The organism is Phormidium yuhuli AB48, from assembly GCF_023983615.1.
GTDB lineage: Bacteria > Cyanobacteriota > Cyanobacteriia > Cyanobacteriales > Geitlerinemataceae > Sodalinema > Sodalinema yuhuli.
In genome coordinates, this window is sequence record NZ_CP098611.1 from 2529868 (window position 1) to 2554238 (window position 24371).

Here is a 24371-nt window from a genome sequence, read left to right on the forward strand (position 1 = left end):
GGTGTGTTCCGGCATAGAATCGTCATTAGCTTTGACCACTCGGCCTGAACTTGCCGGAACGCACCGTCTCGGGGTTAGGCGGCCGAGAGTTCCCGGGGGGCTGGGTTGAGATCGACTTCTGTGACCATTAGGTTGGTTTTGATTTGTAATTGTTCTAGGTAATGGATGGGATCATCGGGGTTGAAGATGGCCCCATCGAAGAGGATAACGGGATTGCGATCGCGCCCCAAGTCCATCATATTTAAGCCTTGAGCAGCTTGGGAGAACACATCGAGACGGCGGACGCGATCGAGGACTTCAATCCAGTTGCGGGGGAAGGGAGTGATGCCCCAACGGGCCATTTGGGTGAGAATCCAGAGGGCTTCGATGCGGTCAGGACAGTTGGTTTTGTCGCAGAAGAACTGGTTGTAGCGGGGGATAGCTTGGGGGTCGCCGACACCTTTATTGTAGGCATCAATGAAGCCAGGACGGGTGTAGATGGGGTCAGACCCGACATATTCAGGACGACAGATGAGATCTAAAACCTCTTCCCGATGACGCATATCGTCGCAGTAGTCACAGGCTTCTAACAGGGCCTGAATGAGGGCGAGATGGGTTTTGGGGTGGGTTTTGGCCCAGTCTTCCCGGACTCCAAGGACTTTTTCACAATGGCCAGACCAAATTTCCGGGTCCGTCGCCATCACAAAACCAATTCCTTCATGGACGGCGCGGGAGTTCCAGGGTTCGCCCACACAGTAGCCGTCGATGTTACCGGCTTTGAGGTTGGCGACCATTTGTGCCGGGGGAATGATGACGATATCCAGGTCGCGATCGGGGTCAATGTCGGCGGAGGCGAGCCAGTAACGTAGGATGAGGTTGTGCATGGAGGTAGGATGCACGGCCCCCAGGGTGAGTCGTCGGTCCGGGTGGGCGGCGATAAAGCCCTTGAGGTCGGCGAGAGTCCGCACCCCTTCGTCGTAGAAACGACGATGGAAGGTGATGGCGTTGCCGTTGCGAGAGAGGGTCATGCCGCTAATGACCGGCAGGGGGGTATGGTTGTCCCGGCCCAGGGTCATTCCCAGGGGCATTCCGGCCACCATTTGGGCCCCGTCGAGGCGTTGATCTCGGATGCCCGATTCGATGGCATTCCAACTGGGTTCACGACTGAGGGTGACTTGGGTTAAGCCATGTTTTTCGAAGAATCCCCGTTCTTTGGCCACCACCAGGGGGGCGCAGTCGGTGAGGGGGATGAAGCCCAGGTTGAGGTTGACTTTTTCTAAGCCGTTTTCGTGGACTTCGATGGGTTGAGGTTGGCTTTGGCGTTTCTTGGCCCGTCGCTGTTGGTTGAGGAAATAGACGATCTCGTTGCGAAGTCCGTAGTAGTTGGGATCTTTGACCACCGAAACATGGGTGCGGGGCCGGGGGATGGGGACATCGAGAATTTGACCCACGTAGGAGGCGGGGCCGTTGGTGAGGAGGACGATGCGATCGCTCAGTAGGAGGGCTTCGTCCACGTCATGGGTGACCATAATACAGGTGACGTGACTTTCCTCGCAGATACGCATCAGTTGTTCTTGCAGTCCCCCTCGGGTGAGGGCATCTAGGGCCCCAAAGGGTTCATCTAGGAGGAGAAGTTTGGGGCGGATGGCCAGGGCCCGGGCAATAGCAACCCGTTGTTTCATGCCCCCGGAGAGGTGGGCGGGGCGTTTGTGGGCCGCATGACGTAGGCCGACGAGGTCAATGTGATGTTCGATGATACCCCGTTGTTCTCCTCGGGGGCGATCGCCCATAGCGGATTCCACGGCCAGGGCGATGTTTTCTCGTACCGTTAGCCAGGGCAGGAGAGAATAGTTTTGGAAGACCACCATGCGATCGGGTCCCGGTTCCGTCACCTGGCGACCCTCTAAGATAATGCCCCCTCGGGTGGGTTTATCGAGTCCAGCAATTAAGTTTAATAGGGTTGACTTCCCACAGCCGGAATGACCCACCAAGGAAATAAACTCACCCTTACGAATCTTCAGTTCAATGTTACTTAGGGCAACATAAGTTCCACCATTTGGGAGGTCAAAGACTCGTTCAATATGGTCAACTTCAGCAAAAATAGACATGGGCTTTAGGCAGCAGTAGAGGACAACGAAATCAGAACAGAAAACCGCCGATTATTGAGCTTGGTCTTCAGACACCACCAAACTGGCCAAGAAGGTAATCAACTTATCTAGTAGTAGTCCCACAATTCCAACATAAATCACTGCCAGAATAATGTCACTCATGCGAGAACTATTCCAGGCATCCCAAATAAAGAAACCAATTCCTACACCCCCAATCAACATTTCTGCGGCGATAATTGCCAGCCAAGATAGACCAATCCCAATTTTGAGTCCCGTAAAAATATAGGGAACCGTTGCCGGGAAGAGGATTTTAAAGAAATAGGTCTTGCGGTCTAGTCGTAGCACCCGTGACACATTATTATAATCCTGAGGAATTTGCCGCACTCCCTCAGTTGTATTGATAATAATCGGCCAAATTGCTGTAATAAAAATCACAAAAATAGCCGAAGGATTAGCTTGCTCAAAGCCTGCCAGAGAAATGGGTAGCCAAGCCAAGGGTGGAATCGTTCTCAAGATTTGAAAAATTGGGTCTAAGGCACGGTACATCAAGGTACTCGTACCAATCAGAATTCCTAAAGAAACTCCCACCACTACGGACAGGGAGAATCCAAGGGCCACCCGTTGCAAACTCGTAAAAATTTGCCAGAACAGCCCCTTATCAAGGCCGCCGTGGTCAAAAAACGGGTCGATAATCAATTCCCACGTTTCTGACACGGTGCGAATGGGACCGGGTAACGTCGAATCGGAAACTGCCGTAAACACCTGCCAAACAACCAGGAAAATCAGAATAGCAACCGCAGAGGGTATCAGCTCTTTCCCCGTCTTAAGAGCGGCTTTAAGCCACTTTTGGGGAGAAAATTGAAATTTTTTGCCTTGGCGATAGGTAGGAGAAGTCATAGATGTATGGGGAGAGAAGGGAACAGGGAACAGGGAACAGGGAATGGGGGTAGGATGTGTTCCGGCATCAGTTCGGGTTGTGACCTAGACCCATCATGTCTAACTTGCCGGAACACTTATAGGACGGAATAGTTTACCCTTATACGCTTGGCCTTAAATGCGGGTAATCTCTAAACTATTGAGATAATCTTCAGGGTCTTCTGGGTCAAAGACCTTGCCATCAAAGAACGTTTCGGGACCACGAGAGGTGCTTTCAGGAATCATGTCTCCCTGGCCGATGGCCTCAGCGGCTTCTCGCCAGAGGTCTTCCCGATTGACCCGGTCTACCATGGCTTGAGTATCCGTATCCGGGGGCAGATACCCCCAACGGATATTTTCAGTGAGGAACCAGAGGTCATGACTCTTGAAGGGATAGGAGGCATTATCCCGCCAGTATTTCTGCATCAAATCTGGCATTTCCTCCACTTCACCGAGGCCGAAATCATAAATACCCCGAGACCGGTCGATAATGTCATCAAACGGCACATTAAACCAAGCCCGGCGGGAGAGAATCTGACACATCTCCTCCACATTTTCCGGTTCACTACACCAGATTTGCGCCTCTAGGGTTCCCATCAATAAGGCCCGGGCGGCTTTAGGATGTTCGTCAACCCAATCTGCCCGCATTCCTAGGGCTTTCTCAGGATGGTCTTGCCAGAGTTGACCCGTGGTTAAAGCGTTATAGCCAATCTCTTGGTTCACCAATTGCAGGGGCCAAGGTTCTCCAACACAGAAGGTATCCATATTGCCAACCCGCATATTGGCCACCATCTGGGGTGGGGGGACAACAATCGTCGAAATCTCCTGGTCTGGGTCAATCCCTCCCGCCGCTAGCCAGTAGCGAATCCAGCAGTCATGGGTTCCCCCGGGAAAGGTCATGGCGGCCCGTAAGTCTTCTCCGGCGGCCCGTCGTTCAGCGAACCGTTCCTTGAGGGGGGCACTATCGACTCCAATTTCTAAATCGCGATAGTCATTGGAGAGGCAAATCCCCTGACCATTCACATTCAGGCGCGCCAAAATGTACATCGGGACTCGCCGACCATCGGTGACAATCCCCTCTGAAATCAGATAAGGCATTGGCGTGAGAATATGGGCCCCATCAATGCCACCGCCCCCAGAACCGAGGACTAAATTGTCACGGGTGGTTCCCCAGGAGGCTTGTTTTTCAACGGAGACATCCGTCATGCCATACTTAGCAAAAAAGCCTTTTTCCCGCGCAATAATCAGGGGCGCGGAGTCCGTTAGGGCAATAAATCCTAGCCTTGCTGTTGGGGTCTCCGGGGCATCTTCCGGGTCGATCTCAACCTCAAATTGGGCTTGGTCATTACCCTGTCCGCAGCTATGGAGGAGGAAGGTTCCAGCCGTTGCTGCACCAGCTGTGATTAGGAATTTGCGACGGTTAAATCGGGGCATCTTTCAGTTAAGAGTCAACAGTGAATTTTGAGTATCTAATCCTGGAGGGAGGCAATTGTGAGGGAGAATGAGCTGCCTGTCTAAGGTTGTGTCCACAAGTTAAGGAATATGACAAGGGTTTTATGTATCGGCAACTACAATTTTCGGATTATTTTTACTTTTACGCATCTAGGTCATGCGTAACTTGCATCTTGTTTTGAGGCACTCATTAAATATCATCAAAAAAGTATCGATTGATACGATTACTCCCAAAAGCGGACCCCCAGGGCCGGTCAACCCCATCAATTCCCCCTCTTGCCTCTTGCAATCCCCTCCTGGGAGGGACAGGGGTGGGTTATGCATCTTGCCTGTTCCCCGTTCCCTGTTCTCTGTTCCCTGTTCCCCCGCCATTCCGCCCCTGAGTGGCTATCCTGGAAGTTGTGGGTGCATTCGTGTCTCCAGCGACCAATAGCCCCTCAGGACACTCTATAGAACTATCAATTCAACCATTATGACAACCGTTTACGTCAACCCCGAGACGGGAAGCAACACGAATCCCGGAACGGCAACGGAACCCTTTAAGACTATCACTCACGCCCTCAGCCAAGCATCAGCCGGCACATTGATTCAATTAAGGGTGGGGCACTATACCGAGGAGACCTTTCCCCTGAGAGTTCCCGCCGGAGTCAAGCTGGTGGGCAATGAAGGTAGCAAAGGCAAGGATATTATGATTACTGGGGGCAAACAGGTTTCTACCAGTGATGGCAATCAGTCGTTAACCATTCGCCTGGAAGCCGATGGGCAAGTGCGAGGTGTGACCGTCTCTAATCCTGAAACTCGCGGAACTGGGATTTGGATTGAGTCGGGTAATCCCACTGTTGCTAACAGTACCCTCCTCAATTGCAAGCGAGAGGGAATCCGCATCATGGGAAGTGCTAAACCTCTTCTCGATAGCAATATCTTGACGGGAAATGCCTCCTATGGCATCTGGGTTTTGAAAAATGCCAAAGGGGAAATCCGCAACAACACCATTCGCAATAATGGGACAGGCATTGCAGTCGGGGATGAGGCGGCCCCCCTGATTGCGAATAACCTGATTCAGCAAAATCGCTATGGTTTTGTGATTAACGGGAATTGCCGCCCAGTCCTGCGGGGGAACATTATTGAGGAAAATAACGATTATGGCATCTCTGCCATTGCCAACGCTCTCCCGGATTTAGGGAAGTCTGAGGAACCTGGGGGCAATGTCTTCCGCAAAAATGGCATAAAAGATGTCCAGAATGCCACCGGTAACACCTTCATCTCAGCGGGAAATGAACTGAATCCTGACAAGGTGGAGGGGTCAATTGAGTTTGTTAGCGTGGATGGAGGAGTGCCCACCCCGACGCCCACCCCAACACCCACCCCAACACCCACCCCAACACCCACCCCAACACCCACCCCAACACCCAGCCCTTCCCCAAACCCACCAACGGAATTAACTGACATTCAAGGGCATTGGGCAGAACCGTTTATTCAAGCCTTATTTGACCGGCAGTTAGTCAGTGGGGTGGGAGATGGAACCTTCCGCCCCGAGACCCCCATTAACCGGGCTTCCTTCGCCGCCTTGTTGGCCCAGGCGTTTGATAAGCCCCTCACCGAACCGGCTAAAACCTTCACCGATGTTTCCACTAGCTTCTGGGGGGCTGAGGCGATTAATAAGGTAACCCGCATGGGCTTTATCTCCGGGTTCCCCAATAACACCTTCCGCCCTGGTGACAATGTAACTCGGTTACAGGTGTTGCTGGCCCTCAATGCGGGGTTGGCACTGAGTGAAGGCAATCAGAACCATCTCAGCTTCTATACTGATAAAACTCAGATTCCTGACTGGGCTAAGACAGCGGTGGCCAAGGCAACGGATGCTACATTAGTGGTGAATCATCCCAATGTACGGCAGTTACGACCGATGATTGATGCGACTCGGGCGGAAGTGGCGGTCATGGTTTATCAGGCCTTGGTTCAGGATAATAATTTCCCCGTGATTGAGTCTCCCTATCTGGTGAATGCTGAGGCGACGGATGTGCCCAAGTTCTCAGATATTGAGGGGCATTGGGCAAAGGACTTTATTGTGGAGTTAGCCAGTAAAGGAGTGATTAATGGGTTGCCCGATGGAACCTTCAAACCCAATAAGAAGATGACGCGGGCAGAGTATGCGGCTTTGTTAGCAACGGCGTTTGACCCCAAACCGAAACGTTCGTCTATCAAGTTCCAAGATGTCCCTAGCAGTCATTGGGCCAATGGGGCCATTGATAAGACCTATACCGGGGGATTTCTATCAGGATTCTCCGAAACCACCTTTGGTCCTAATTTAAATGTGCAGCGGTTACAGGTATTGCTGTCATTGGTCAATGGCTTAGATTTATCGGGGGGGGCGACGGATTTGTTGAATCGTTATGATGACCGGGACCAAGTTCCCACCTGGGCCCAGCCGGCAGTGGCGACGGCAACCCAAAAGCGGTTTGTGGTCAACTATCCAGATATCAAGCGTTTGCACCCTGAGCAAGATGCGACTCGGGCCGAAGTTGCGGCGATGGTCTATCAGGCGTTGAAGGATGCGAATAAGTGGGATTTATCAGGGGTTAATTCGGACTACATTGTAACCGCTTAGCCAGAAAAATGAGAAACCGAGTGTCTTGAAGATACTCGGTTTCTGGCAGTGGAAGAATTTGTGAACTTACCCAAAGTATGGGTTAAATTTGTAGTCCGGGAGGGCTAAGTCATAGTTTTAACACTTAGCCTTATCACCCCCATGAACCCTATTCAAACGAATAAAACCCCTGGATGAACTCCAAGATTTCCTGAGAGGAGGGTAACACCACCTGGGCCCGTTGCGAGGAGAGGGCACTGAGAGGAATCCCTAACTCCGCCGCATTAAAGAAACGCTTCCCAAACATAGGATTACTATAAATTGTCAAGCCTAAATCACTGGAATTGGCTACTGTCGTTTGAGTTGGGGCTTGGAAAAACTCTAACTCACCATGACCCTCTACTGGGGGACAACTTAAACCGCTGACCTTTCGTAACCGTTGAATCGTCGCCACACTCAACTTTGCTGCCTGGTTTGCAGCCTTCACTCCCGACAAGTCAGGACTGCTACTCTGAAGCGATCGCACCAAATTTACCAGTGTTTTCTGAGTTTCTCCTGCATCCTTAAATGGCAACACAGCCACATAGGCCGTTGGCAGTAATAACTCATCACTATCCACCCGAAATGTTAAAACTGTGCGTCGGTAGCCCACATCAATACTCGGGGGCTGATTCATCTCAGGATATTCCTGACTTAACTGATGATAGATACCCGCGAGAACCCGATGGGCATTACTACTAATAGGCATATCCACCACCAATTGAACCACGGGAGGGGTTTGATTAAAAAACTTTTCAAAGTTTTCTGAGTCAAAACGGGCAATCTGACTATGGTCTCCATTGGGGCTTAAATCGAGCCAATCACAACTCATCCCCTCCGTCGTCAAGTTAAACCGGGCTACCCCATAAAGTTTTGCTCCGGTCAAAATGGCGCCACTTAAATCTGCACCTTCCCAATCCGCCCGAATTAAATTGGTTTGGGTCAAATCTGCATGAACAAAACTGGTATTGAGGAGATTGGCACAACTGAGATCTGCTCCAATCAAATTCGCCCCGCTCAGTTTTGCCTCACTCAAGTCGGCCCAACGCAAATTCGCCCCACTCAAATCGGCCCAACGTAGATTCGCTCCCCGCAAACTCGCCCCACTTAAATTCGCCCGATGCAGCCGAGCGTGACGCAGTTCAGCATGACTTAAATCGGCTCCGGTCAAATCCGCCTTACTGAAATCCGTCCCAATTAGATTTGCATTCAGCAAAATGGCCGCAATCAGAGAACTTCCCCGCAAATCCGCCTCACTCAGATTCGCCCCAGTCAAATCTACCTGTCTTAGGGTCGACTCCCGCAAATCAGCGGCATTGAGATTGGCACCATTGAGTTTCGCCTCACTGAGGTTGGCCCGAATCATCTCGGCGCGAATTAACGCAGCATTCCGGAGATTCGCCCCACTGAGGTTAGCCCGAATCATGTTGGCAACGTTCAAAATTGTGCCCTCTAAGTTGGCTCGTACTAAATTAGAACCACTCAGGCGAGTCACATTCATTTTGGCGTAACTGAGGTTGGCCCCACTGAGATTAGCACCGCTGAGGTTGGCAATACTGAGAATCGCCTGACTCAGATTGGCCCCACTCAGGTTAATACGACTAAGATTTGCTTCGGACAACATTATTCCGCCGAAGTCTCGTTCTCCGGCAGCATATTGTTCTAAAAGTTCTTTGAGCGTCATGGGACTTTATCCTCGTTTTCAAGCCAATCATCGGCACCCAACCCTTGAAGCGCCCCCCAAATCGTAACAACAATTGAGATCCTTCTCTAATCTCTCAACAATTTTTCTAAGTGAAGCAGCCCTTGAGATGACGATCAAGGCTCTTATCGGACTCCTTGTGCTGGTGATGGCAACCCTGTGGCGAGATCAGGTCCTCTAGAGGACTGTTGCCGAGATTCAGAGCGGATCTGGGTTGAGATCTGTGACTGTGGTTTTGACGAAATCAAAAATGACAAAAGGCGGTGGCAGAATTTGGTTGCAGACTTCTGGATAGGGCGGTTCGATGGGGTTGATACGGTTGGCGGCTTGGAGTCGTTGCTTGCCAAACTGAGGATGATGTTGAACCTCAATGGTTTGGTTTTTTGAGTTGGAGAGAATCACATGGGTGGGGGCGCGGAAGAAACTCTGGCCGGTATCGGGTTTGAGACTCTCTGGCTCGTTGTTACGGAGACTGTCGGCCCGTTCTACGGTTTGCTCGAAAAATACCCGTAGCCGCTGGATGTAGCGAAAATGATCCACGTCGAGATTTTCTCGCTCTCGGGTTTGTAGGAGTTGGACTAGGTTTTGAATGTTACGCTGGGTGGCCGTTCCATCGCGAAAGGGGAGAACGGTGATGTAGGCCATGGAAAAAAGCTGGAGGTCGTTATCGAGTCGGAAGGTAATCACAGTGCGGCGATCGCTAATATCAATGTTAGGCGATCGCTTGAAACCGGGAAAATACCGTGCAATCTGATCATAGACCTGAGCCAAGGCGACATGAGCGTTCGGATCGAGGACGGCATCGACGAGAATGCGAACCGTGGGTAAAGATTCATTAAAAAACTCCTCAACCTGCTCTGGCCGGAAGCGTTGAATTTTGGAACCATCCCCATTAGGACTCAAATCAACCCAGTCGCAAACCGTTCCCTCACTTTTTAAGCCAAACCGGGAAACCCCATAGAGTTTGCTGCCGGTGAGGGTAGCTCCACTCAAGTCGGCCCCCATCCAATCTACATTGGTGAGGGTAGCACGAGTCAGATCAGCATAAACCAGACTGGCATCCAGTAAATTGGCCCCGGTTAAGTCGGCCCCACTGAGATTCGCCCCGCTGAGTTTTGCCCCGCTGAGATCCGCTCCAGCTAAACTGGCTCCACTGAGATCGGCCCAACGTAAATTAGCTCCCCGTAGATCTGCTTCAATGAGTTTGGCACCACTTAAGCGGACTTGTCGCAGTTCAGAGTTACGCAAACTGGCCCCACTCATATCCGCCCAACGGAGATTGGTGCGGCGGAAGGTGGCTTGTTCTAAGTTGGCCCCCCGCATCTGAGCATAACTGAGATCCACTTCGCTGAGATTGGCCCCTTGGAAGTTGGCCCGGGGTAGTTTCGCCTCTTTCAGCATGGCTCCGCTCAAGTTGGCCCCCCGTAAGTCGGCCCCACTGAGGTCCGCTCGCAACATTTCAGTGCGAATTAGGGAGGCTTGGTAAAGATCTGCCCCGCTTAAATCGGCTCGGATTAAGTTAGCGACGTTGAGATCAGCATCTCGAAGATTGGCAGCTCGTAAATTAGAGCTACTCAATTTCGCCACGTTCAGTTTGGCTCCCTTAAGGTTGGCCCGGCTTAAGTTAGCACCACTGAGATTAGCAACGCTCAAACAGGCATTGCGTAAATTCACTCGGGTGAGATTGGCTTGGCTGAGGTTAGCCTCGCTTAAGTTCACACCAATGAATCGCCGCACGCCCGCTGCATATTTTTGTAATAGTTCTTCAGCTTCCATACTCGCGCTTCGAGATCTATCCCTGGTCGGAGTGTCCGAACCCTCGGCACAGTGGGTCGTGCCACCCTAAGAGGATCGTACACGAATCTCTCCCTATCTGGGAAAACGCACTGCTCAATCTCAGCAATTCTCATTTTGGAAATTCAACTGCTATCGGGTGGGATGTCTAACTCGAGACCCTCAAGCATAAAGGTCAGAAGGTGGTCCCAACTGTCGAAGTACAGGTAACGGGTCAACGCCCGCAAATCATTAAAGAAGGTTTGACGGGTAGGTAAGTGCGCTCGTAGCAACTGGTACTTGTCATCGAGCAACTCAAGCAGAGTATGGAAGAGTAGCGAGAGGATGTTGAGGGTCGCCAGCAAGGAGGAAAGATGCTGCTTACCATGCCCAAAGTTATGTTCTAGATGGTAACCCTTGGTCTTGAGAGTGTTGTTGTTCTCATTCTCAACTTTCCAGCGGGTGCGTCCGGCCCGAACCACCTCGGCTACATTCTCATCGCTGAGAGGATAACTCGTGGCAAAGGAGTTGTGATAGGTTACCTTGCCATCAGCGGTGGTGACAGTAAGTTCGCACCAGTTGACCAACAGGGCCTCATCGCTATCTTTGAGGGGCACTCCGTTGAGATAGCGGTAGGTATAGGTTTTCTCGACTTTACCAGTCCGCTTCTTGGTCGTGAGGGTCGGGAGTTCGATACCCTCTAGGTGTTCATAGAGGGTAGTATGAGACTCGGGGCGACAGACGACGATGAAGTTAAGTTGCTGCTCTAGAAACTGCTGACACAACGGTTGGTGGCAATAGAGGTCATCCCCTAAAACCGTGACGTTCAAAGCCCTCAAGCATTGTTCTTGCCGCGATAGCCAGCGTTTGGCAGCGGCATTCTCACAGTCTTGCTTATCATGACCATCTTGGGGCACGATAAATTCAGGGACTAAGGGAATCACATGATTCTGTCCTGGACAGACGATGACTGGGGTGACAACACTATGAAAGTAATGGGTTTTTCCTGACTTCTGGGTGCGCGTTGAGCAGTGGGGACAGTGAATTTTGTCGGAACTGAAGTATTCCGTGCCATCCAATGCGACTAATAGACTGTCCCCTAGGCAACGGAAGCTTTCTAACTGCCCCTGGGCTTCCAAGACTTGTAGGATCTCCTCAAACACCGGGAACAGGTGCTCTGGGGACACAGCATCTAATAAATCCCGGATGTGGTTGTCGGTGGGAATCCGATGAACTCCAAACAGACTTTGGGCATTGCTCTTGCCTTTACTACCCTCCATCAGACGTTGATAAGCCAGAAACGACGGAGTTTGAGTAAAAAATACACTAAATGCGCTTAAAGCGGCATCCTCCATTCCATAGCGGCGATTTTTACCCCGGCGCTTGTCCGGTAGCGATGACAAGCACTGGCGGAAAGAACCCACTACAGTCTCAAAGCAACCTGGCTTTTTCAACGGCTCTGGCCCTCCTGGGTTTCTTAGATGTCATTACGATACAGGGATGCCGGGGACTTGAACAGGTTTTTGCCAAAATGAGAATTGCTGGCTCAATCTAAGACTTTATTGGCCCAAACTACGCTCACCTCTGAACAATTCACCCTAAGCAATTTATTCTCCGGAAACCGTCATATTGTCGTTTATTTTAGAGGTAAAGTTGTCCTATTTTATCTGGCTATTGCAGTCATTTTTTAGCCCGTTGTCTGTGACACACGTGACCCTTGCTTTCCAGCCAAGTTGCCAAAAAAAGAACGCGAGACTTGTCCCACGTTCCTGAGTCTATTCCTAGGTATATGTCTCTACAGTAATATTTCGAGAGAGGATTAGGGTTAGATGGCTTCCAGGTTTTGTTCGCCAGTCCGAATGCGGATAATGCGATCAACTGGGGAGACGAAAATTTTACCATCGCCGATTTCTCCGGTGCGGGCAGCGGCGGTGAGTTTTTCAACCACCATATCGACTTGGCTATCTTCGATGACAATTTCCAGTTTGAGCTTTTGCAAAAATTCCACGGTGTACTCTGAACCGCGATAACGTTCGGTTTGTCCTTTTTGCCGCCCAAATCCGCGCACTTCGGAAACGGTCATCCCGACGATACCGGCATTGACGAGGGCAATTTTAACTTCGTCCAGCTTGAAGGGGCGAATGATGGCTTCTACCTTTTTCACACCGAAAACTCCTTTGTTTGGTCTGTTTTAGCGAAATTATGCTGGTACAGCATGGCATTTTATTACCACTGACAATCCAGTACATTTTGTAGCCGATTATACGATTGCCCATTGGGCGATCGCGAGACAGTCCCGGATTAGGCAAGGGTGGAGCCTAAAGTTCCAGGGGAACGAGTCCACAATAGCGTAGTCCCTCGGGACTGACGTACACCTGACAGGGTAAGATTTTCACCCCGCGCTTGACCGCCTCTCGTAGTAGGTTGCCGTAGGTCGGATCGGCGTCATCACCGGGAGAAAAGCGATCGCAATCTCCTCGGTTAATTAAGTACAACATGACACAGCCGGCCTGGTCCACTAGGGCCATCAACTCCCGCAGATGTTTTTGTCCCCGTTGGGTGACGGTGTCTGGGAATAAGGCTTTGCCATCCCGGGCCCAGGTGGTGTTTTTGACTTCCAGATACAGGGGACGCTCCCCCTGTAAGAGAAAATCAATCCGGCTTTTGCCATCTTGGCCGTACTTAACTTCCGAGCGGATGTCCCCATAGTCCCCTAATTCGGGAATTAAATGTTGATCGAGGAGCGATCGCACGATCGCATTACTGCGGCTGGTGTTAATTCCCACCCAGGTTCGCTCGGCATCGCGCATCTGGATGGCTTCCCAGGTGTAAGGGTATTTACGCTTGGCATTGTCGCTATAGGAGAGCAATACGGGGCTACTGGGGTCACAAACTCCGGTCATGGGGCCCGTATTGGGACAATGGGCGGTAATCACATCGCCGTTGACCAGTTCGATATCTGCCAAGAAACGCTTATAGCGACGGATTAGGGTTCCGGAATAGAGGGGGGGATATTCGTAAATCAGGGGGCTAGTCATGGGGAATTTGGGGAGAATTTAGGGACATCAATCAGGAAAAATGAGACCGAGGGCGATCGCGCAACCTCGGATAAATCATCGAGGACTGTGACCCTCTTACGGTTAAATGTTGGGGGGGGACTTGAGTCCTCTGCAAACACAACTCGATCATTATGGCTGACGAGACAGGAAAGGTTCGTTCTTTGGCATCTGTTGCTGGCATTGTGGCAGCGGCAACCCTCATTAGTAAAATTTTTGGTTTAGTGCGTCAACAGGCCATCGCCGCCGCCTTTGGGGTGGGTGTGGCCGTGGATGCTTACAACTACGCCTATGTCATTCCCGGCTTCCTCCTCGTCCTCCTCGGGGGCATCAATGGACCGTTCCACAGTGCGATCGTCAGTGTGGTGGCTAAACGAGACAAACGAGAGGCCGTTCCCCTGATTGAGACCATGACTACTCTCGTCGGGGGCATTTTACTCCTGGTCACCATTGCTCTAGTTATCTTTGCTCATCCTCTCATTGATGTAGTAGCTCCTGGGTTATCGGAAACGGCAGCGGGGGAAGAGATTCGTGAAATTGCCGTCATGCAGTTTCGCATTATGGCCCCAATGGCCCTCCTAGCTGGCTTAATTGGCATTGGCTTTGGCAGCCTCAATGCCGCTGATATGTATTGGCTACCCTCGATTAGTCCTCTTTTCTCCAGTGTTGCCCTCCTGGGAGGATTGGGGATTTTAGCACTCTCCCTCGGAGAACAAATCATTGAGCCCCAATATGCCATGTTGGGAGGTTTGGTCTTAGCCTGGGGGACCCTCTTAGGTGCCTTGTTGCAATGGTTGGTGCAGGTGGTGGTGCAATGGCGAGAGGGACTAGGCACGCTACGCTTACGCTTTGATTTTTGGCGACCTGGAGTGCGAGAGATTCTCAATGTCATGGGCCCCGCCACCTTCTCCTCGGGCATGATGCAGATTAACGTCTACACCGACCTCTGGTTTGCCTCGTTTATTCCCCAGACTGCCTCAGCGTTAGCCTATGCCGGATTGTTGGTGCAAACGCCCCTGGGCATCATCTCCAACACACTCTTAGTGCCCCTATTGCCTATTTTTTCCCGCCTGGCGGCTCCTGAGCATTGGGACGAGCTTAAACAGCGGATTCGTCAAGGTCTGATTCTGACCGGCTTAACCATGTTGCCTTTAGGAGCCTTAATGGTAGCCCTGGCGACCCCCATTGTACGGGTCGTCTATGAACGCTATGCCTTTGACCGTGAGGCTTCAGAGTTTGTGGCAGCGATTCTCATGGCCTATGGCTTGGGTATGTTTGTCTATCTGGGACGGGATGTCATTGTGCGGGTGTTTTATGCCCTTGGGGATGGGCAAACCCCATTCCGGGTCAGTATCGCTAATATTTTCCTTAATGTACTTTTAGATTATTTCTTTATCCAGTGGTTTGGTGCCCCGGGGTTGGTTCTGGCGACCATGGGGGTGAATGTGGTGTCTATGGTGGCGTTACTCTGGCTGCTCAGCGGCAAGATTGGTGGCCTGCCTTGGTTAGAATGGGCGACCCCCATTGCCTCTCTGACGGTTTTGAGTTTTGGGACAGGCATGGCCGGTTGGGGCCTTTATGACGGTCTACAACGGCTTATGGGAGATGGTGGGTTTCTGCTGAGTCTGTTCCAGTTGACGGTTGCTGGTGGTGGAGGCTTAGCTGTGTTCGCCCTTGTGGTGACCCGCATGGGGCTCTCGGAGGTGGATTTGTTTGTTGACCGCTTGCGGGCGAAGTTTGGAAAGGCAAGGTAATAAGAGGCAATAGGCAATAGGCAATAGGCAAGGGGAAACCACGGAGTCACGGAGGACACGAAGGGGGAAGGGGAGGGGCGAGGGGAATTGTTAAGGGCTGTTACGGTTTTGGCTGGTTGTGGCTCGGTCTCGTATTTTGTGTTAACATCTGAACAATTGCTCAGATGTTGTAAATAAAAGGACTTCTGATTATGACGACCGTGACTCAAATGAAATGTGCTTGCGATTCCTGCCTCTGTATTGTGAGCTTGGAAAGTGCTGTGATGAAAGATGAGAAACCCTATTGCAGTCAGGCTTGTGCCGATGGTCATCCTGATGGAGCTGGCTGTGGACATAAAGGCTGTACTTGCCACAGCTAGGGGGATTTGGATTATTTCGGTCTCTCGATGAGCAACCGGATTTATACCCAATGCACAACAAAAGGGGGGCGATCGCGATCGCTCCCCCTTCTTTCGCTTTTCCAGGTCTTAGACTGGATGAGCGGGGAAATTTTGCAATTTTATCTTGACAAAACGACTATTCAATGGTAATGGATTGGGGTCCATTGCCATTAGGGCGATCGCCCTCTGAGCCGGATGGGGAGGACGGTGACTCAGTGGTCTGGCCAACCCAGCTTTTCAGTGGCTCCTCGGACAAATCGAGGCGGAGGACTCCAGACACAAAGCCACCGAAAAATGCGATCGGCTCAGCAGTCAACTCTTTGAAGATCGGTTGAAGTTCGTCGAAGAACATAGGCGTGCAGTTTCGGCGCGTAGGGGACAGAGAGTGAGATTGTTGAAATCCTAGCGTGAATTGTCCCCAGAGAGCTATGGGGGAAAACCGTCTCTCGAATCTCCGCCCCAATTCTTGCTATTCTTAGGGGAAGCAAGGCGCAGCCGCTCCTGCCCTGTAGTCACTGTTCGTTCTGCTAACCCCAAGATTTCATGTTTGACGCATTTGCTGAACGCTTAGAAGAAGCCTGGAAAAAGCTCCGAGGACAAGACAAGATCTCGGAGGCTAATATTCAAGATGCCCTAAAAGAGGTTCGTCGCGCTCTCCTGACGGCCGATGTGAACCTGCAAGTGGTCAAACAGTTCATCGCGGATGTCGAAGAGAAGGCGATGGGGGCGGAGGTGATTGCTGGGGTTCGCCCGGATCAACAATTCATCAAAATTGTCAATGATGAGTTAGTGGCCATTATGGGGGAGAGCAATGTCCCTCTGGCTCATGCAGATCAGCCCCCGACGGTGGTTCTGATGGCGGGTTTGCAGGGAACGGGTAAAACGACGGCTTCGGCTAAGTTAGCCCTGCATCTACGTAAACTCAATCGCTCTAGCCTATTGGTGGCAACGGATATCTATCGGCCGGCGGCGATCGATCAGCTCAAAACCCTGGGTGAACAAATCGATGTCCCGGTGTTTGAGATGGGGACTGATGCTGATCCGGTGGAGATTGCCCGTCAAGGGGTTGAGAGGGCCAAAGCAGAGGGGATTGACACGGTGATTGTCGATACCGCCGGCCGTCTGCAAATCGATACTGACATGATGGCCGAGTTGGCCCGCATTAAGGAGACGATTCAACCTCACGATACCCTGTTGGTGGTGGATGCCATGACGGGGCAGGAAGCGGCAACTCTAACCCGTACCTTTGATGAAGAAATTGGCATCAGCGGCGCGATTCTCACTAAGTTAGATGGGGACAGTCGGGGCGGGGCGGCCCTCTCGGTACGGCGTATCTCTGGGGCCCCGATTAAGTTTGTGGGGATGGGGGAAAAGGTGGAGGCCCTACAGCCGTTTTACCCCGATCGCATGGCCTCCCGTATTTTGGGCATGGGCGATGTGCTGTCCTTGGTGGAGAAGGCTGCTGAACAGGTGGATTTGGCAGATGCTGAGAAGATGCAGGAGAAAATCCTCTCGGCTCAGTTTGACTTTAATGATTTTCTCAAACAAACCCGCTTGATGAAGAGTATGGGGTCTTTGGGGGGAATTATGAAGTTAATCCCGGGGATGGGGAAACAAATTTCTGATGAGGATTTACAGAAGGGGGAAACTCAACTGAAACGCTCTGAGGCCATGATTGGCTCGATGACGGTTGAGGAACGCACGAACCCCGATGTGTTGTCGAGTTCTCCAAGTCGCCGCCGTCGGGTAGCGAAGGGGTCTGGGTTTGAGGAGTCGGATGTGACGAAGTTGGTGAGTGATTTCAAGAAGATGCGATCGCTCATGCAGCAAATGGGCCAGGGTAATCTTCCGGGAATGGGAGGTGGCGGGATGCCGGGTATGAACCCCTTTGAGGGGATGTTTGGCGGCGGCGGGGGCCCCCGTCCAGGCTTTCGGGGCCCAGGTGGCGGTAAGTCGAAGAAGAAGAAACAGAAGAAGAAAAAAGGTTTTGGGGATTTGTAGGGGGAACAGGGAACAGGAAAGACGTAGGGGCGTATTGCTGATAACTAGGGATGGATTGCGATGAAAGCTGTTGTGATGACGGGTGCTGGTGCGCCGGATGTGTTAGAACTGCGGGATTTGCCGGTTCCACGGATTGAACGGCCGACTCAGGTTTTGGTGCGCTTGAAGGCGGCTGGGGTCAATCCGATTGATACGAAGGTGCGACAACGGGGAACGTTTATCTCTAATGGTTCTCCGGATATCTTGGGTTGTGATGGCGCGGGGATTGTTGAGGCCGTTGGCTCTCATGTCTCGGCGTTTGGCCCGGGGGATGCAGTCTATTTTTGTTTCGGGGGCTTGGGGGGATCTCAGGGGAATTATGCGGAATATGCAGTCCTCGAACAGCATTGTCTGACCCCTAAGCCGCAATCTCTCAGTTTTGAAGAAGCGGCAGCGGCTCCTCTGGTGCTGATTACGGCTTGGGAGGCTCTCTATGACCGCGCTCGTCTCTGTGCTGGACAACGGGTCCTGATTCAAGCGGGGGCCGGCGGTGTGGGCCATGTGGCAGTTCAGTTGGCCAAGGGTCAGGGCGCTGCGGTGGTCACAACGGTTTCTGATACACAGAAGGCGGATTTTGTCAAGAAGTTGGGGGCGGATTTAGCGATTCTCTATCCTGAGGAAGATGTTGTCGAGGCGGTGTTGGCGTGGACGGAGGGGGATGGCGTTGATGTGGCGTTTGATACCGTCGGTGGTGAGACGTTTTATCAGACCTGTGAGGCGGTGAAAGTCTATGGAGATGTGGTGACCTTGCTCCAGCCGAGTGAGTTGGGGAATTTGAAGGGGGCCCGGCAACGGAATCTACGGATTGGTTTGGAGTTGATGTTAACGCCGATGTTGCTCAATTTGCAGGAGGAACAGGCGGAACAGGCGAAAATTTTGCGCGAATGTGGACGTTTGTTTGATGGGGGGTCTCTCCGGGTTGAGGTGAATCAGGTGTTTCCTTTGGCGGAGGCGGCTGAGGCTCATCGTCAACTGGAGGCGGGATCGATGGTGGGAAAACTGGTCTTAGGGATGGATTAGGGCCAGGGGGCGATCGCCCTCCCGTGCTATCGTAGGGAGAGCCATGGATTGCAACCCTTGTCGGTTTGTACGTCCTTATTTCTACGCAAGCATTAATGAAGGAAACATCTCATAGCACGATTGTGTCTGTTAGCGATGAACAGGGGCGATCGCTCCCTTGTTATGTTGAACATCAATTTGAGATGAATGGTGTTGAGTACGCGGTCTTACTCCCCGTCAATATTCCCGTGGATCTGGTCACCTGGTCGGCGGATGATGACAGTGAGGATGAGGAGGCGGATCTCGCCACTGAGGAAGAGATTGATCAGGTCTTTGAAACCGCGAAGGCGGTTCTGGCGGAACAAGATTTATTGCTTCAGCGAACGGCCCTGACATTGACAGTGGTGGGTGAGATTCCTGAGTTGGATGAGGCGATTGAGGCGCTCAATCGCACGGAGTCCGATGATGATGAGGAGGAACTACTCTGCTTGGCGAACTTCTATGAGGGAGAGCAGGAGTATGGCCTCTATGTTCCCATTGATCCGATGCTGGTGTTGGCTCGTATTAATGCTGACGCGAAGCCGGAGTTACTGACAGATGCGGAGTTGGATGAGTTGGAGCCGCTCCTTCCGTCGATTGAAAGTTTGATTGCTGAACAACTGTTTAATGGTTTTGAGTAGGATCTGTTGAGTTCATGAGGGGACGTTTGTGAGACGACTAGCGAAAGCCGCGTTTTACTTGGCTATTCCGGGGGCGATCGCCCTCGGAGTCTGGCAAGGATGGTCTTGGTGGAGTTGGGCCACGGCCCCCGTTGCGGAAACGGCGATGGAGGACCGATCGGAGGATGAATTGGCCCCGATTCAACTGGAAATTCCCCAGGGAACTCCGGCGGCGCAAATTGGCCGCGATCTTGAAGCCGTTGGCTTGATTCAGTCGGCCAATGCTTGGGAGTTATGGGCCCGCTGGCTGCGTTGGCGACAGCCGGAAGGCTCATTTCAGGCGGGAGTATACCGGTTTTCGCCCCAGGAATCCATGTTAGAGATTGGGGCACAGATTTGGGATGGGGAGGTGGCGAACCAAAGTTTCACAATCCCGGAGGGGTGGTCACGTCTGGAGATGGCCAACTATTTTGAGCGGCGGGAGTTTTTCTCGGCCGAGGCCTTTCTCGAAGCCACCCAGGAAATTCCCCGCGATCGCTTCCCTTGGCTCCCAGAAGATATTCCTCATTTGGAGGGCTACCTCTTTCCCGATACCTATCAGGTGGGGGAAGGAACGATTACCCCCGATGGGATTATTGCCCAGATGTTAGGTCAGTTTGAACGGGTAGCGTTGCCGGAATATGAGGAGACTCAGCCCCCTGAACCGATGACATTACACGAATGGGTGACATTAGGCTCTATTGTGGAAAAAGAAGCTGTAGTCCCTGAGGAGCGAGGCACTATCGCGGGTGTTTTTTGGCAGCGACTGCGGACGGGAATGAATTTAGGGGCAGATCCAACGGTAGAATATGCTCTGGGGATTCGCCAGACGGTGGATACTCCTTTGACGTTGGCTCAGGTGGCGGTGGATTCTCCTTACAACACCTATCGTAATCCGGGATTGCCCCCGACGGCGATCGCCAGTCCGGGCTTGGCAAGTTTGCAAGCGACGTTAGCTCCCGAGGAAACTCCCTATCTCTATTTTGTGGCCCGCTATGATGGAACGCACTTTTTTAGTCGCACCTTAGCTGAACATGAGGCGGCGATCGCTCGGGTTGAACGGGAACTGGCCCAATAAGCCCAATCAGAGCAATTGCGGTTTTCATCCTGGCTCTGTTTTAACGTGTTATTTCACCTTTTACTATGTCTTGGGGCAAACTCTTACAACCTGATTTGGTTCTGGGCGGCACAGTGATGGATATTACGCCAGAACTGTTGGTTGAGCATAATTTGAAGGGACTCGTCTTTGATGTTGATGAGACTCTAGTCCCCATTGGACAAATGGAGGCCTCTGAGGAACTGCGTCAGCGGATCGTTGAGTTACGGCAGGTGGCCACCCTCTGGCTGGTGAGCAACAATGTCAATGAAACGCGCATTGGCAATATTGCTAAGTCTCTGGAGTTGCCCTATATCTTTTTTGCGGCTAAACCCTTCCGCCGGAAACTCTGGCGAGCCGTGTCGGCGATGGATTTACCGGTGGCTCAGGTGGCCATGGTGGGCGATCGCCTGTTTACGGATGTTCTGGCGGGAAACCGCATGGGCATGTTTACTGTGTTGGTTGAGCCGATGGTAGACCCGGGTGAAGCGGTCCGTCGCTCTCCAGTCCGTTCGGTGGAAGTTTGGCTATCTCAAGTCCTCGGGGCCTCCCTCACCGCTAATCGTTAAGGACTATATCACGCCTGTTACAAAACAAAATCTGAGTTCACGGGGTGTTAAATTGCGAAATATAAAAAAATAATTACGTTTGTCAGGGCTTCTGAAAATTTCTGTCATCATGACAAAAGGTTGAAAGGAGTCCACCTTTATAAAGACTCCAAACTTGAAGGGGATCCCAATCATAAAGATCCCATTCTTCAAAGGGGTCAGTCTTTTATAAAGACCCCGAATATAGCTTAAAAACGCTTTAAAAAAAAGCAGAATGGGGGGCAGGTCTTAAGCTTGTCCCCCATTCTGCGTCATTTCCGAACCCCTATAGCCATCCAAGATTGCCTCTTGCAATCCCCTCCTGGAAGGGGCAAGGGTGGGTTATGCCTCTTGCCGATACCCAAAAACCCCAGTCCGGCGAGCAAACGCCAAGACTAGGGTTTTTGCTGTCAGATACTCAAACATCTCTTGAGAGGAACCTGGGGAGAACTCAAGGGATGTTGAATGTCCAAATTAGCTGTGGCGGCGACGGCGTAGGGCAGCGAGTCCACCGGCCATAGCCGTTAAGCCCAAGATGGCAGACGGCTCAGGAACGTCACGAGAGCCAACCCGCTCAGCTTGTGCCCAGAAAACCATGTCTTGGAAGTCGCGGTCATTGCGGTTACCGCGATCGTCAATTCCTAAAGCGAGTAGACCGGCTAGGGGGTTCCCACTGGTGTACCCCTCAGGATTGTAGAAGGCGTACTCATCGTTAGGCTCTAAGAACATATTGGACATCCCATCCGTGTCACCGGAATAAACCGCTGTTCCATGGGAGCCAAAGAGGAATTGTTGGGTTTCTTGTCCGTTGGAATTTCTTCTGAGATTATTGTCACGGAAAGAATTGAGACGGTCGGTTGAGAAGACCGTGTTAATGAACTCCCCAGCTACGTTGTCACTACCCGTCCGAAACCAGCTGGTTAGCCCTAGGGCATATTCCACATTGGCCTTGAACACGAAAGAGGCGGTGCAGTTAGCAATGGCACTGCCTTCCTGACCGCAGGTTCCAATCCAATCGTTGTTGCTACTGACGTGACCCTGATCGGCGGCCCACTGTTCAGTAAACAAGCTTTGAACTTGGGTAGTGGTGCTGCCATTGACTTCGTAAAGTGCCAGGCTGGAGACATAGGCTCCAAAGGTGTTACCGAAGGTGAAGGTAACTTTGGTGTCTTCCGTGAAGAGCAGGCCGCCTGTACCGAACATTTCTCCGGGGTTCAGACTGGCTGCTGTCGCCGGGGCGGCGAGAACACCCAGCGCCAGTGAGGCACTAAGTAGGGGGGCGGTGTAAGAAATTGCAGTTCGCAGTTGCATGAGAGAGTCCTCCAGGTTGGTACTTTAAATACTAGGGATGTTTGGGTCGTTACAGGGCGATCGAAACCGATGGTTTGCTGTGCTTTCGATCACTTTTTCAGTCGGAACGCCGGGATTCTTAAAAGACAGACTTCCAATAGATTCAGTTCCCTTATTAAAGGTCGGAGCTAACCGGAAAACTGAGGGGATCTCCTGCAACCTTGAACACAGCAACAAGGTTGTTTGGGAAGGTTTCGGAGACCAGAAAACCCTTATATAGCTGGAAAAGCCACATTCCCACCTATTATAGTAGCGAGGGTAAATCTTAGATCCGTAAGGATTCGATAAACTTTGTGTGAAGCTTGTGTAAAATCTGTATTCAGCACCTAGTAAATACGGTTTAATTGGACAACTTCTGTCTATAATTCCGTGTAAACACGTAAAAAGCAAAAAAACAATTTCAACCTACATCTAAAAAAAGTGATTGATCAGCCAACTCAATAAAACCTCAGTAAATGTACTTAAATTTACTGAGGTTCACTGAGAGGACGACTCTGGCTCCCTGCTGCACAGATGGAGCAGGTTAGGGGGGAATAGATCTAGGAACGAGGCTTAAAGGTTTTCGATCGCCTCGATGGCCGCTTCTAGGGCGATCGCCACCTGAGTCCAATGGGTGCCCCCCTGACAGAAAACTACGTAAGGCTCACGTAAGGGACCATCAGCGGAAAACTCTGAAGTGCTGCCATCAATAAAAGTTCCCCCAGCCATCACTAGGGGAGTCTCATAGCCGGGCATCTGGGCCGGAACCGGGTCAAGATAAGCATCAATGGGGGAATGGCGCTGAATGGCGCGACAGAAGGCGATGAGTTTTTCAGGATGTCCTAGGGCGATCGCCTGGATAATATCGCGGCGAGGCTCATGGGGTAAGGGATTCACAGAATATCCCAACTCATGAAAGGCTTGTGACAGTAAATAGGTTCCCTTAAGGGCCTCCCCCACCATCTGGGGAGCCAGATAGAATCCTTGATAGAGGAGACGGTTCTGCTCAAAGGTGGCCCCCCCGGCACCGCCAATTCCCGGGGCCGTCAGACGACAGGCCGCCTGTTCCACCAAATCGGCCCGTCCGGCCACATAACCTCCCGCTGTCACTAGAGTTCCGCCAGGATTTTTAATCAGGGATCCGGCCATCAAGTCAGCGCCGACAGCTATGGGTTCACGGGTTTCGACAAACTCGCCATAGCAGTTATCCACAAAACAAACTGTTTGGGGGTTCTGACCTTTAACAAGCTCAACGATTTTTCCGATATCATCAAGAGACAGACTGTTACGCCAGGCATAGCCACAAGAGCGTTGAATTAACACCAAACGAGTGTGCGGCTTCACCGCCGTCGCCAATCCGTTCCAGTCTATGGTTCCATCATCAGTCAGAGGTAAAACCCGATACTTAACTCCCAACTCCGCCAGAGATCCTTGACCAGAACCTCGCACCCCAATCACTTCCTCAAGTGTGTCGTAGGGGGAGCCCGCCACCGCTAGCATCTCGTCTCCAGGTCGCAACACACCATACAAGGCACAAGCGATGGCATGAGTTCCGGAGACCATCTGCACTCTCACTAGAGCCGCTTGCGCTCCCATGACCTCAGCAAAGACCTGGTCAAAGGTATCCCGCCCCAGGTCATCGTGGCCGTATCCCGATACACTAGCAAAGTGTCGCACACCCACCCGATGATTTTGGTAAGCTTTCAAGACCCGTCGCAGATTGTCCTGGACTCTATTATCGATGGCGGTAAAGCGATCGTCGAGCGATCGCCGTAGCTTTGTTAAGTTAATCTTAAGATTCATGAACTTGGAAGCAGGTTAGAGTAAATGGGATACAGAGAAATGTCGTTTAGCTCTTTGTACCGATATTTTGATAC

19 protein-coding genes are annotated in these 24371 nt (G+C 51.7%); 8 read left to right on the forward strand and 11 right to left on the reverse strand.

From position 1 onward, the window contains the following. Nucleotides 1-74 precede the first annotated feature (74 nt). The 3 genes from NEA10_RS10855 to NEA10_RS10865 form a co-directional block, all read right to left on the reverse strand. On the reverse strand, nt 75-2087 hold the full coding sequence (locus NEA10_RS10855; protein WP_252659801.1) for an ABC transporter ATP-binding/substrate-binding protein: 2013 nt from the start codon (nt 2085-2087) through the stop codon (nt 75-77). 51 nt (nt 2088-2138) lie between these two features. Then, entirely contained in the window at nt 2139-2984 is an 846-nt protein-coding gene (gene ntrB, locus NEA10_RS10860; RefSeq protein WP_252659803.1) for a nitrate ABC transporter permease, read from the reverse strand. Nucleotides 2985-3137: 153 nt separating this feature from the next. Next, a complete protein-coding gene (locus tag NEA10_RS10865; protein WP_252659805.1) occupies nt 3138-4436 on the reverse strand; it encodes a CmpA/NrtA family ABC transporter substrate-binding protein in 1299 nt (432 codons plus the stop codon). A 490-nt stretch (nt 4437-4926) separates the two neighbouring features. Between NEA10_RS10865 and NEA10_RS10870 the strand changes: the two genes are divergently transcribed. Further along, nucleotides 4927-7062 carry an S-layer homology domain-containing protein gene (locus NEA10_RS10870; protein WP_252659807.1) on the forward strand — a complete coding sequence of 712 codons (2136 nt, stop codon included), beginning with the start codon at nt 4927-4929 and terminating at the stop codon, nt 7060-7062. Nucleotides 7063-7210: 148 nt separating this feature from the next. On the opposite strand, the gene NEA10_RS10875 is transcribed toward NEA10_RS10870, so the two are convergent. From NEA10_RS10875 to sfsA, 5 genes are all read right to left on the reverse strand, one after another. Then, entirely contained in the window at nt 7211-8764 is a 1554-nt protein-coding gene (locus NEA10_RS10875) for a pentapeptide repeat-containing protein (RefSeq protein ID WP_252659809.1), read from the reverse strand. Between the two features lie 216 nt (nt 8765-8980). Beyond that, nucleotides 8981-10558, reverse strand: a complete 1578-nt coding sequence (locus NEA10_RS10880) for a pentapeptide repeat-containing protein (protein WP_252659810.1) — start codon at nt 10556-10558, stop codon at nt 8981-8983. 143 nt (nt 10559-10701) lie between these two features. Continuing rightward, nucleotides 10702-12009, reverse strand: coding sequence for a transposase (locus NEA10_RS10885; RefSeq protein WP_445164646.1), 1308 nt, complete (start codon nt 12007-12009; stop codon nt 10702-10704). A gap of 371 nt (nt 12010-12380) precedes the next feature. Next, nucleotides 12381-12719: a P-II family nitrogen regulator gene (locus NEA10_RS10890; protein WP_159789619.1), complete on the reverse strand. Its 339-nt coding sequence runs from the start codon at nt 12717-12719 to the stop codon at nt 12381-12383. 154 nt (nt 12720-12873) lie between these two features. Next, nucleotides 12874-13593, reverse strand: coding sequence for a DNA/RNA nuclease SfsA (gene sfsA / locus NEA10_RS10895; protein ID WP_252659812.1), 720 nt, complete (start codon nt 13591-13593; stop codon nt 12874-12876). 152 nt (nt 13594-13745) lie between these two features. On the opposite strand from sfsA, the gene murJ reads away from it, so the two are divergent. Beyond that, the gene (gene murJ, locus NEA10_RS10900) at nt 13746-15365 is read left to right on the forward strand and encodes a murein biosynthesis integral membrane protein MurJ (protein ID WP_252659814.1); all 1620 of its coding nucleotides are present in this window, start codon (nt 13746-13748) and stop codon (nt 15363-15365) included. 191 nt (nt 15366-15556) lie between these two features. Continuing rightward, the gene (locus NEA10_RS10905; RefSeq protein ID WP_252659816.1) at nt 15557-15724 is read left to right on the forward strand and encodes a metallothionein; all 168 of its coding nucleotides are present in this window, start codon (nt 15557-15559) and stop codon (nt 15722-15724) included. 157 nt (nt 15725-15881) lie between these two features. Here the strand turns inward: NEA10_RS10905 and NEA10_RS10910 are convergent, their stop codons facing one another. Beyond that, the gene (locus NEA10_RS10910; protein ID WP_252659818.1) at nt 15882-16097 is read right to left on the reverse strand and encodes a ssl0294 family protein; all 216 of its coding nucleotides are present in this window, start codon (nt 16095-16097) and stop codon (nt 15882-15884) included. Between the two features lie 191 nt (nt 16098-16288). On the opposite strand from NEA10_RS10910, the gene ffh reads away from it, so the two are divergent. The 5 genes from ffh (at nt 16289) to NEA10_RS10935 (ending at nt 21147) form a co-directional block, all read left to right on the forward strand. After that, nucleotides 16289-17746, forward strand: a complete 1458-nt coding sequence (gene ffh, locus NEA10_RS10915) for a signal recognition particle protein (protein WP_252659826.1) — start codon at nt 16289-16291, stop codon at nt 17744-17746. Nucleotides 17747-17806: 60 nt separating this feature from the next. Beyond that, entirely contained in the window at nt 17807-18805 is a 999-nt protein-coding gene (locus NEA10_RS10920; protein WP_252659828.1) for a zinc-dependent alcohol dehydrogenase family protein, read from the forward strand. 122 nt (nt 18806-18927) lie between these two features. Continuing rightward, on the forward strand, nt 18928-19464 hold the full coding sequence (locus tag NEA10_RS10925) for a DUF3727 domain-containing protein (protein WP_252659830.1): 537 nt from the start codon (nt 18928-18930) through the stop codon (nt 19462-19464). 28 nt (nt 19465-19492) lie between these two features. Then, nucleotides 19493-20560 carry an endolytic transglycosylase MltG gene (gene mltG, locus NEA10_RS10930; protein ID WP_252659838.1) on the forward strand — a complete coding sequence of 356 codons (1068 nt, stop codon included), beginning with the start codon at nt 19493-19495 and terminating at the stop codon, nt 20558-20560. Between the two features lie 65 nt (nt 20561-20625). Further along, nucleotides 20626-21147 (forward strand): YqeG family HAD IIIA-type phosphatase, encoded by a 522-nt coding sequence (locus tag NEA10_RS10935; protein ID WP_252659840.1) that lies wholly within the window; start codon nt 20626-20628, stop codon nt 21145-21147. A gap of 492 nt (nt 21148-21639) precedes the next feature. On the opposite strand, the gene NEA10_RS10940 is transcribed toward NEA10_RS10935, so the two are convergent. Further along, the gene (locus NEA10_RS10940) at nt 21640-22476 is read right to left on the reverse strand and encodes a PEP-CTERM sorting domain-containing protein (RefSeq protein ID WP_252659842.1); all 837 of its coding nucleotides are present in this window, start codon (nt 22474-22476) and stop codon (nt 21640-21642) included. A 591-nt stretch (nt 22477-23067) separates the two neighbouring features. Continuing rightward, a complete protein-coding gene (locus NEA10_RS10945; protein ID WP_252659844.1) occupies nt 23068-24297 on the reverse strand; it encodes a methionine gamma-lyase family protein in 1230 nt (409 codons plus the stop codon). Between the last annotated feature and the right edge of the window lie 74 nt (nt 24298-24371).

Bases quoted from the DNA above. Each gene is read 5' to 3' on its own strand.
- NEA10_RS10855 (WP_252659801.1), bottom strand. From the start codon at position 2,087: ATGTCTATTTTTGCTGAAGTTGACCATATTGAACGAGTCTTTGACCTC.
- ntrB (WP_252659803.1), bottom strand. From the start codon at position 2,984: ATGACTTCTCCTACCTATCGCCAAGGCAAAAAATTTCAATTTTCTCCC.
- NEA10_RS10865 (WP_252659805.1), bottom strand. From the start codon at position 4,436: ATGCCCCGATTTAACCGTCGCAAATTCCTAATCACAGCTGGTGCAGCA.
- NEA10_RS10870 (WP_252659807.1), top strand. From the start codon at position 4,927: ATGACAACCGTTTACGTCAACCCCGAGACGGGAAGCAACACGAATCCC.
- NEA10_RS10875 (WP_252659809.1), bottom strand. From the start codon at position 8,764: ATGACGCTCAAAGAACTTTTAGAACAATATGCTGCCGGAGAACGAGAC.
- NEA10_RS10880 (WP_252659810.1), bottom strand. From the start codon at position 10,558: ATGGAAGCTGAAGAACTATTACAAAAATATGCAGCGGGCGTGCGGCGA.
- sfsA (WP_252659812.1), bottom strand. From the start codon at position 13,593: ATGACTAGCCCCCTGATTTACGAATATCCCCCCCTCTATTCCGGAACC.
- murJ (WP_252659814.1), top strand. From the start codon at position 13,746: ATGGCTGACGAGACAGGAAAGGTTCGTTCTTTGGCATCTGTTGCTGGC.
- NEA10_RS10905 (WP_252659816.1), top strand. From the start codon at position 15,557: ATGACGACCGTGACTCAAATGAAATGTGCTTGCGATTCCTGCCTCTGT.
- NEA10_RS10910 (WP_252659818.1), bottom strand. From the start codon at position 16,097: ATGTTCTTCGACGAACTTCAACCGATCTTCAAAGAGTTGACTGCTGAG.
- ffh (WP_252659826.1), top strand. From the start codon at position 16,289: ATGTTTGACGCATTTGCTGAACGCTTAGAAGAAGCCTGGAAAAAGCTC.
- NEA10_RS10920 (WP_252659828.1), top strand. From the start codon at position 17,807: ATGAAAGCTGTTGTGATGACGGGTGCTGGTGCGCCGGATGTGTTAGAA.
- NEA10_RS10935 (WP_252659840.1), top strand. From the start codon at position 20,626: ATGTCTTGGGGCAAACTCTTACAACCTGATTTGGTTCTGGGCGGCACA.
- NEA10_RS10940 (WP_252659842.1), bottom strand. From the start codon at position 22,476: ATGCAACTGCGAACTGCAATTTCTTACACCGCCCCCCTACTTAGTGCC.
- NEA10_RS10945 (WP_252659844.1), bottom strand. From the start codon at position 24,297: ATGAATCTTAAGATTAACTTAACAAAGCTACGGCGATCGCTCGACGAT.